Annotated in this window: 9 protein-coding genes and 1 pseudogene; 3 read left to right on the top strand and 7 right to left on the bottom strand. The window is 66.9% G+C overall.

Going from position 1 to position 9637, the window contains the following annotated elements:
- Positions 1–145: 145 nt before the first annotated feature.
- Both ACPXB1_RS30325 and ACPXB1_RS30330 read right to left on the bottom strand, forming a co-directional pair.
- Positions 146–1765, bottom strand: coding sequence for a hypothetical protein (locus tag ACPXB1_RS30325; protein ID WP_355631882.1), 1620 nt, complete (start codon positions 1763–1765; stop codon positions 146–148).
- A gap of 150 nt (positions 1766–1915) precedes the next feature.
- A complete protein-coding gene (locus ACPXB1_RS30330; RefSeq protein ID WP_355631879.1) occupies positions 1916–2527 on the bottom strand; it encodes a TetR/AcrR family transcriptional regulator in 612 nt (203 codons plus the stop codon).
- 125 nt (positions 2528–2652) lie between these two features.
- On the opposite strand from ACPXB1_RS30330, the gene ACPXB1_RS30335 reads away from it, so the two are divergent.
- Complete coding sequence (locus ACPXB1_RS30335) at positions 2653–3663, top strand: aldo/keto reductase (protein WP_355631876.1); 1011 nt, start codon at positions 2653–2655, stop codon at positions 3661–3663.
- Positions 3664–4119: 456 nt separating this feature from the next.
- Complete coding sequence (locus ACPXB1_RS30340; protein WP_425736144.1) at positions 4120–4428, top strand: hypothetical protein; 309 nt, start codon at positions 4120–4122, stop codon at positions 4426–4428.
- A gap of 56 nt (positions 4429–4484) precedes the next feature.
- Here ACPXB1_RS30340 and ACPXB1_RS30345 read toward each other — a convergent pair whose 3' ends face one another.
- The 5 genes and pseudogenes from ACPXB1_RS30345 to ACPXB1_RS30365 form a co-directional block, all read right to left on the bottom strand.
- Complete coding sequence (locus tag ACPXB1_RS30345) at positions 4485–5696, bottom strand: DUF808 domain-containing protein (protein ID WP_425736145.1); 1212 nt, start codon at positions 5694–5696, stop codon at positions 4485–4487.
- Positions 5697–5733: 37 nt separating this feature from the next.
- Positions 5734–5856, bottom strand: a pseudogene (locus ACPXB1_RS30350) (class I SAM-dependent methyltransferase); the annotation flags it as partial.
- Between the two features lie 336 nt (positions 5857–6192).
- The gene (locus ACPXB1_RS30355; protein ID WP_425736146.1) at positions 6193–7146 is read right to left on the bottom strand and encodes a DUF7710 domain-containing protein; all 954 of its coding nucleotides are present in this window, start codon (positions 7144–7146) and stop codon (positions 6193–6195) included.
- Between the two features lie 363 nt (positions 7147–7509).
- Entirely contained in the window at positions 7510–8016 is a 507-nt protein-coding gene (locus ACPXB1_RS30360) for an MmcQ/YjbR family DNA-binding protein (protein ID WP_355631857.1), read from the bottom strand.
- A gap of 36 nt (positions 8017–8052) precedes the next feature.
- Positions 8053–8526: a YrhB domain-containing protein gene (locus ACPXB1_RS30365; RefSeq protein ID WP_425736147.1), complete on the bottom strand. Its 474-nt coding sequence runs from the start codon at positions 8524–8526 to the stop codon at positions 8053–8055.
- 218 nt (positions 8527–8744) lie between these two features.
- Between ACPXB1_RS30365 and ACPXB1_RS30370 the strand changes: the two genes are divergently transcribed.
- Positions 8745–9548 (top strand): inositol monophosphatase family protein, encoded by an 804-nt coding sequence (locus ACPXB1_RS30370; protein WP_355631851.1) that lies wholly within the window; start codon positions 8745–8747, stop codon positions 9546–9548.
- Positions 9549–9637: the final 89 nt, after the last annotated feature.

Genomic DNA, 9637 nt, shown 5'->3' on the forward strand with positions numbered 1-9637 from the left:
ACCTCCGGCCTACCGAAACCATCGACGCAGATCACGCAGACACGCCGACGACCGTCAGCCTTTCAACCTCTGTAGCTAGATTAGAAGTGCGCCTCTGCTGGCGTTGACAGCCTCACCACCCTTCGCTGTAACCGCCGGCGGCCGGTCAGGCGGCGGTCTCCTCGTCCGCTAGCCGGTAGCGATAGCGTCGATCGGGGGTCGTAAGGGCGTGGAAGATGCGCCCTTGGTGCTGGCGGCGTTCCACCAGCGTCGCGTTGCTGAGCCAGACCACCATCGTGCCCAGGTCGACCCGCTGCCCGCCGACCGAGACGGTTAGGGGCAGCTCGATCCCGACCGTTCCGTCGTCCGGCAGGTCGACCTCGTCATCGAGGCCAACCCATAGGCACTGGCCCTCGGGATAGGTACCGCTGACCTCGTCACCGCCGAGCAGCCGCGCGGCGAACAGCCAGCGGTTGACCTCGTCGGAGACGGCAGCAGACAGGTCGGGAACGCGGATCGGGACGGCCGTGTGCTGCTGGATAGCCGCCAATGCCTCGACTGCCGTGGTCAGGGCGTCCAATTCGCGCCGGAACTCGTCGGATGGGTCGAGCGCCCAGGCTGGATCAACGTTGCCCTCCGCCGGCGACGTGTGCCGGAGGCTGACTCGGGCTACGTTCGGGGTGCGGCAATTGGCGAGGAACTTCAGCGCTGCCAGGACGACGGCAGCCGGCTGCCCGGCGAGGCCGGTGAGCCGGAGGGTGCGCGTCACGCTCAGGACGGCCGAGTCGTAGCGGTCTTCGACCCGAAAGACGCGATTGGCCTCCTCCAGCACCACACGGATACCTCCGGCGTCCCGGGTGCTTTCGACGCGGTTGAGGTCGACTGCGGCAAGCACCGTCCCGGCCGGATCGACTAGCTGGACGTGCAGCTTCGCGCTGTTGGCTGCCTCTTGTTCAGGTGCGGTGGACTCGGTGGTGGGTAGTGCGAGGGCCTGGTGAATGGGTTTCCAACCATCGCCGAGGGCTTGGCCGGGGGGCGGCAGCACCATCGGTGTGTCGGAGGAATCCGGCTCGCCGAGGTAGATCTGCCCCTCCTGCCGGAAGGTCGTTTCGGTGACGATGACGGATGTCTCGAAGATGCCGTCATCGAGAGGGATCAAGCCTTCGCGATGCAGGAGACGGGCGAAGTTCAACGTGGCGATCGTCAAGACCATGATCCGCGCAACCAGAGGGACTGCGGCGCGGAACCGCTCCTTGACTCCGAAGACGCGCGTCTGGGCGAGGCGATCAGCATCGTTGTGCACGACGTCGCCATAGATCCACGCGAAGCCGAGCACGTTGTCGGTCGCCCGGTGCGACTGCTGCGAATCCGCCATGGACTGTTCGACGAAGTAGCCCCTGACGCCCTGCCCCTTGGGCTGAATCTCCGCCCATTCCTGCTTGAGCCCTCGCAGTTCCTTCATGACGGCCTCGGGAGCCCCCGCCGCTTGAAGGAAGTAGCCAGCGGCCTTGAAGAACTTTGCGTAGTAGGTCGGGTCGTCGTTGAGGATCAGTGGCCGTACACGGGCTGCAGCGGACTCGACCTGCTCCTCCGGTGGGAACTCCTGTATCCAGGTCGCGGTGCCGTTCGTGTAGTTGACCTGCACAGAGAACGAAAATTGCGATAGCCGATGCAGAGCAGCGCGGTCGGTAGCCAGCGAGTGACCTTCGACCCGCAGGGCACGCAGGATGAAAGAGTTGAGCGCGGCGCGGGCACGCGCCTCGACCTCGGCGTCTTGACTGGTCACGCCGCGACTCTACTTGTTACTGGAAGCCTGTTTTGGGAACCTGATCATGGCCGCGCGTCCCCTTGTCGGCACGATCGGACGCAGGCCTCCGCGGGAGTCTGTCACGGTGGGTAGCGCTCGGTCGGCGGCAGATCCGGATGGGCGGTGTCGTCAGTTGGGACCGCTGGTGGACGCGTGGACCCCGGCGCGGGCGGCTGCCGCTGCCGCTTCGGCGGCCCGGTCTGCCGTGGCCTCGTCGATGGGGTCTCCGCTGACGAGTAGGCGGTAGTAGAGCGGTGCCGAGACGGCGCGGATGACCTCGGCCGCGTCCGTGTCCAAGGGCAGCTCCCCCCGCCGCACCGCCTGCTCCACGCAGGGGACCCACTCGGCGATCCGGACGGCGTAGAAGCGATGGAGAGCCTCGGCGGCGCGGGAGTCGCAGGTCGCAGCGACGATGACCGCCCGGAACAGTGCACCCTGACGCGAGTCGACCAGGGTGCGCTGCACGAGCCGGGCATTGGCGCGCAGGTCCCCGATCAGCGATCCCGTGTCGGCTCGCGGCAGCGACTGCTCCGCCATGTCCGTCAGCAAGTCGGCGACGAGGCCGGCGGCCGTACCCCAGCGGCGGTAGACCGTTGTCTTGCCCACCTCGGCGCGGCGCGCCACGTCCGCGAGGTCGAGACGGTCGAAACCGTGCTCGACGAGTGCGTCACCGGCAGCTCGTAGCACGGCGGCGCGGACCCGGGCGGTCCGCCCTCCGGGTCGGATCACACCGACGGCCATAACGGGTCTCCAGTTCCCTTAACTGCGGATGGCTGCTATCGTAGCCGACGTATTAACGGAACTGGAGTACCTTTAAGGGGGCTGTCATCGTGGAGTACCGACGACTTGGAGCATCCGGACTCACCGTGCCCGCACTCAGCTTCGGCGCCGGCACCTTCGGCGGCTCCGGACCGCTCTTCGGCGCGTGGGGCAACACGGACGCCCGCGAGGCACGACGCCTCGTGGACATCTGTCTGGACGCCGGGATAAGCATGTTCGACACTGCGGACGTGTACTCCGACGGCGCGTCCGAGGAGGTGCTGGGACAAGCGATCAAAGGCCGACGCGACGCTGTCCTGATCTCGACCAAGAGTGGTCTACCGACCGGCGACGGACCCAACGACGCGGGAACCTCACGCGCGCGGCTCATCCGATCGGTCGAGGCGGCCCTGCGCCGACTCGGCACCGACTACGTCGACCTGTTTCAGCTACATGCCTTCGACGCCGCAACACCCGTCGAAGAGGTCGTAGCGACACTGGACGACCTGGTACGGGACGGGAAGATCCGCTATCTCGGCGTCTCCAACTTCGCCGGCTGGCAGCTCATGAAGTCCCTCGCCGCAGCCGACCGGGACCACCGCAGCCGGTACGTGGCACACCAGGTCTACTACTCCCTCGTCGGCCGGGACTACGAGTGGGAACTGCTGCCCCTGGGCCTCGACCAAGGCGTCGGAGCCGTGGTGTGGAGCCCACTCGGCTGGGGACGACTCACCGGCAAGATCAGCCGCGACACACCGCCACCCGCCACCAGCCGGCTGCACGCCACCGCCGCATACGGCCCGCCGGTCGACGACGAGCACCTATTCCGCGTCGTCGACGTCCTCGAAGACCTGTCCCGCGAAACCGGCCGAGCAGTGCCACAACTCGCGGTCAACTGGCTACTACGACGACCCACGGTAGCCACCGTCATCATCGGCGCCCGCAACGAAGCACAACTGCGGCAGAACATCGACGCTGTCGGCTGGTCACTCACACCCGAACAGGCAGCCCGGCTCGACACTGCCAGCACCCGCACCGCGCCGTACCCGTACTTCCCCTACCAACGGCAGGAAGGCTTTGCCAGACTCAACCCTTCGCCGCTCGCGAACACCGCCTGAGCAACGATCACCACGTCCGCTCATCGGCAGATCCGGGAGTTACGCGGTCAGCCCAGGGGCATCTGACAACGAGGGTCGTCCGCCCGCGCTGAGCGACAGATCCCGCACGCCGAGATCGACGGTGTCCTCGTCGACCTGTGGGCGGCCAGCGTCACCGTCCTCATGTGGGACCAACTTCGCGACGACAAGCGGCAACAGCTGCTGACGCGCCGCGTTCCTCGACCTCGCCGGCTCTCTGGTACGCCTGGAACCCGGCCACTGGGACTGGCGCTACGGCACCTGCTCGACGTGGGCCACCCACTGTTCCCGGCCAGCACCCTGATCGTCGCCTTCCTCCGCGAGACCCACGCCGGACTGCTCTGCCTTCTCTACCGCCTCTAGAACGCACATCGCGGCCACCGGCCGGACATCCGCAGGCAGACCGGCCCCTTCTTGCTATCCCGAGAGGTCACCACCATGACAAAGACCATCATCGGCGTCGCCACCGTCGTCCTCATCGCCTGCATCGGCCTGCCCCTCCTGCTGCTGACCTCCGTCACCGGCGGCGGCCCCGGCGGGTGCGCCATCGCTGACCCGCCCGCCATACGCCCCTCCGGGCAGCCGCCCGGCCCCGACCGATCAGACACCGAGCAACTCGACATCGCCGCCACGATCATCGACGTCGGGGTCGCCAAGGCCTCCCCCGCTGAGGCTGAATCGTCGCCGTCGCCACCGCCATGCAGGAATCCGGCCTACGCAACCTGCCTCACCTCGGCAACCTACTAAACGCGGTTCAGCACCAGAGCGCCTGACCCCGTGGTCGAGTTGCGATGACTTTGCGGTCAACCGCGCGGCGCTCGGTCCGCAGGAGCGTCGCGACGCTGAGCTGCACGGCTCGGCTGCCCGGGGATGGTGCCGTCAGTACGAGTCGTGGCCGCAGTCGCAGCCGCAGGCTTGGATTTGCGGCGGTGGAGCGTGAGAGTCATGACAAGCACGACCAGCGCTCCGACGATCAGCCCGAGGATCGCGCTGGCCACCGTGTTGACGAGCCAGCCGACGAGCCCGCCGAGAACACCCGTGGCGTCGTGGGCGGCGACCTCCACGTGGTGCACGGCCTCGTACAGGAAGTGCAGGTTCAGCTCGTGCGTGCCTAGCAGCAGGATGTGCCCGCCCACCCACAGCATCGCCGCGGTGCCGACGACGGTCAGCACGCTGAGGACCACCGGCATCGCCCTCACCAGACCGCGGCCGAACGTGGCGACGGCGCCGGAACGTTGCGACAGGCGCAGCCCGACGTCGTCCATCTTTACGATCAGGGCCACCACGCCGTACACCAGGACGGTTATGACGACGGCGACGACAGCCAGGATCACCAGGCGGGACCAGAACGCCTCATCGATAACCTCGTTAAGGCTGATGACCATGATCTCCGCCGAGAGGATCAGGTCGGTTCGTACCGCCCCAGACACCAGTGTCGTCTCGTCCTGCACCTTCTCCTCGCCCGTGTCGGAGGCGCCGTGATGGGCGATCTTGGACCACACCTTCTCCGCGCCTTCGTAACAGAGGTAGGCGCCGCCGAGCATGAGGATCGGAGTGAGCAGCCAAGGCACGAACTGACTGAGCAGCAGCACCGCCGGCAGGATGATGAAGAACTTGTTGCGCAGCGACCCCACGGCAATGCGCTTGATAATCGGCAACTCGCGCTCGGCCGCCAGGCTTCGCACGTACTGCGGCGTGACGGCAGCATCGTCGACGACGACACCCGCAGCCTTGGCGCCGGCCTTCGCGGCGGCCGCCCCGATGTCATCGATCGACGCGGCAGCGGCCCGGGCCAGCACCGCCACGTCATCCAGCAGGGCTACGAGTCCACCGGCCAAGGGAGGGTCCTTCCAGAGTTGCGCAGAGTTCGAACTGGCCCATTCTCGCCCATGTCCCTGCGCGCGGCACGCCACCGCCCGGCCGAAGTCGTGCACGACAACCACTCGCCCGCCCCGGTCGACGTCCCAGCAGGCCACGTCGTCGTTGTCGATACGGCGTGCGAACGGCACAAGCACCTTGTTCGGATACCGCCTGCGATGCCCTCGTGCCGGCCGGGAAGGCGGAACTGATCAGGACTGGGCCACCGGGTTTCAGGACGCGGCGGATCTCCTGAGCGGCGGCCGGGAGGTCGGGAACGTGGTGGATGGCTGTGGAGATCCAGACCGCCTCAATGCTGTCGGACTCCTACCTGGGGGCGGCCGACCTGACCACGTTGAACGGGCTGGCCAGTGCCGCGATGAGCCGAGCGGCGGGGTGACGCGCAGAGGCCGGCCTTACTTGAGAGGGCCGGCCTCCCCGCTCACGGGCAGCGTGACCGGGCAATGAGGGAGCCCAGACTGGCGATGCTGTTATGTGGCACCGACCACAGGTCGGTAAAGGCCAGTCGATGGGTGAGCACAGGACTGAGTCGCCGGTGCGGTTCGGCGCCACGCCGGCTCCGGTGCCCTGTCATCGGCATGACTGCGCACCGAGCGGCGAGAACGAACACGCGGTCCACGGCATGAGTGATGTCTATTGATTTTGGCGGCCACGGGTCAGATGGACGTGACGTAACCCAGGACTGAAGGCGGCGACGTGGTCCGAGGTGCCGTGGTGCGCCTTCGATGGCGTGAAGCGGCCTTCGCTGACTGCGACGTCGTAGGCTCCCCCGATGGCGTACTCGGCCAGAGTTCCGGTCACGTGGCGCTCGGCAGCCCAGGCGAGTCCAGCGTCCAGAGTGTCGAACACTCCGGAGGCATATCGGGCGTTGTCACCGTGGAAGATCCAGACCGTTGACCTGAGCGGGCTGCGCTGATCAGAAGTAGGCCGGCGCTGCTGGCCCTCCGGCGTGAACGAGAACGACTCGGAAAACGTGCCCGGTCGATGGCGTACGGCCAGAAGCACCGGTTCGGGGTGGACGCCCTCCAGCACCGTCTCGGCTGCAGTGTTCGCCAGAGCGTTCCACACGTGGAAGCAGATGAGGACGTGGTCGCGATCGGCCGTGGTGTAGGCAAGCGTCTTGGGATAAAGCGGGTTCGTTCCGCCGATCCAGATTGACGGTGGCCCGAACGTTTCGATGACGTCGGCCAGCGTCCGCTGTCGCGACAGCCAACCGCTGATGTCGGCGCTGAGCCGCTCATACTCTGCCTCGGACAGCGCCCGATCCAGCTCAAGCCAACCGAGACGATGGGCAACCTCGGCGTAGACGGAGGCCGTGGCATCACGCACGGCACCTGCCGGCAAGATGCTGCTGTAAGCGCCCCCGACACCTGTCGGGGTGAACGCGTCGCGTTCGCGCAGTCCATCGCACTCCGTCGACCACCGCTCAAGGCTTCCATCCACGGCGGCCATCGCCTCGAGAACAAGCCGTTCGGCCATCTCGTCCCTGCCATACATGCCAGGGCGACGAAGCACGCCGTTCACCTGCGCCAGGTGATGCCGACGCGCCTCACCGAGAATGACATCCGCATCTCGACCACTGCTCATCGCAGCCGATCATCACACGCCAACGGCCCCAGGGCATCCGCTCATCGGCATGAGCGGATGCCCGCCGACCCGTCGAACTTCCAAGGCATGGCCTCCGGCAGTTCCGGTGGTACGGGCGCTGGGTGCATGCCGTGTTCCCACCGTTGCGGGCACCCCGCCGATCCCAACCTGCTCCCCTAAACCGGGCTCGCACCGCCGACCGCCGACATCTGCCGGCCCAGTGCCTTGGCTGGCTCCCGCAGCCGCATCGGTCGATCGGGTGGCACCCTCACGATCGCCGCGCCTTGTCAGCGGGAGATCCGTGCGCTTGGCAGGGCTGCCGGCGCTGTCGGCGGTCATCGCTCCTCGTGGCCTTGGCCGGCCTCATGCTGGGGATCGCCGGGAGTCGAGCCGGGCAACCCTGCGTGGCCCGGCCGTCCGTCGGTAGCTGGCGTCGAGTAGCTCGTCGACTTCGTCCCAGTCGGTGTCTCCGGTCAGGCCCACCCCGATCCACCCGTAGGGGCCCAGGTAGGCCGGCACGAAGCAGCGGTCCTCGTCCAACAGCGCCGCTCGCTCGTCGGGATCAACCAGCACGAGCACCGAATGTTCATGCTGCCGGTAGACGCCGTCGACTTTCACCGATCCCCCGAAGTACGCGAAGACCTTGGTGGTGAAAAAAGCGGGATGTCCGTGGGAGATCTTCTCGGCCGCGTCGGGGAAGGCCAGGGCGAGCGCCCGCAGCCGGTTCAGGAGCGGATCTGCTTCGTCAAACATCATGGCGTGCGGCATATCGGAAGGTAAGCACACGGTGGCCGCCTGCAGTGCCTCGCCGGCGGCAACGGCTAGCGTGCGATGGATGCCCAGCGATGCTCGCCCTCGGGTCGTCTTCATCTGTGTGGCCGACGTCCCCAACCCGCAGTTGTTGGCCTACGCTCCAGCGTCCTCCTCATACGGGCCGGCAAGTGTCTCGATCGGCAGTAACAGCGGCTCTGGCTCCTCCCGAGTGAGGCTCGCCAAGCACTCCGAGGGCTCATCTCCCTCGCTGACCGCGTCGACGTACGCCTGGGCATTGCGCAGGCTCATCCGCGGCGCCTGCTGACGGACAAACCGCAGCGCCGCCATCCTGTCCCCACGCTGTACGAGGGCACGGACTTCAGCGAGCAGCGGATCCGGAGGCCTGACGCCCTTGTACTGCTGCAGATATACGTCAGCCCATCGATCTGTGCCGCATATCACGGCTGGTATGTGGTGGATGCTGCCGTCTTCACAATCTACGAAGTACGGGCCCTGTCCCACCAGCATCTTGCCGAAGTCACCGGAACGCAGGTACTCAACAGACTGCCAGCCGACCAACCACCCGAGGACGTGCTCCTCGACACCGCAGACTGCAACCTCGGGCACATCAACCAGCCGTCCCTCCCGTCGCTACCTGATCAGCAAGGCCTCGACGAGCGCGACAGCGCGCTCTCTGGTGATCACGCCCGGCATCATCCATCACGCCGACCAGCACACCAACCGCATACGAAACTCGCCCATGTCTCACGATGCGCGGACGGCGGCAGATCGGGATATCCGATCGCGGCCCGCAATGGAGCCAGGACGGCATCTATCGTGCGTGCATGTCGATCAGCGACCGAGATCTGGTCATCAAAACCGCGGAAGCCGGCGCAGCGATCGTGCGCTCGCACTACGGGTCATCGCTGACACGCTTCGAGAAGTCTGCGGGAGACTTCGCCACGACGGCCGACATCGAAGCAGAGCGCGCCATCCTCGACGTCTTGCACGCTGCCCGGCCGGACGACCTCGTGGTGGGAGAGGAAAGCGGACGCACGGGAACCGGCGGGAACGGACGCAGTTGGCTAGTCGACCCGTTGTGCGGGACGTTGAACTACGCCGTACACACCATGCTCGTCTCGGTCAACGTAGCTCTGCGAACCGGAACGCAGCTCGGCGTGGCAGCCTCGGCGGACCCGTTCACCGATGAGGTGTTCTGGACCGACGGTGCTGGGGCACACGTGCGTCACGGCGGCGCGGACGAGCGACTTGCCCCGTCGGCCGCGTCGAGGCTGGTGGACGTCAATCTCGATCCACCGTTTCCCAATGAGCGCGTCTTCCGGGCCGCGCGGTTACTTGCCGATCAAGGGTTCATCCGGCAGTTCCGCCCACGCGTCGTCTCCACCACCCTGGCGGTGGCTTGGGTCGCTGCCGGCCGACGAGCCGCTTACGTAACCGATGGCCACCTGAGCGACAGTGTCCACTTCGCGGCCGGCATCGCCCTCTGTCAGGCTGCCGGCTGTGTGGTGACCGGGATCGACGGCCAACCTCTTCACACCGGCGCGGGCGGTCTCGTCGTGGCGGCCGACGAGCACACACACGCAGCCCTGCTGACCCTGGTAGGAAACCAGCGTGCAAGAAAGGATTGATCGCCTATCCGCTTCTCGGCAGTTGCGGGTGGTCTCGTGGTAGCCGCCTCATCGCCCGGCGGCCGGCTGAACGAGGTCCGGGCCGCCGG

It is taken from the genome of Micromonospora sp. DT68 (genome assembly GCF_049847245.1).
Taxonomy (GTDB): domain Bacteria; phylum Actinomycetota; class Actinomycetes; order Mycobacteriales; family Micromonosporaceae; genus Micromonospora; species Micromonospora profundi.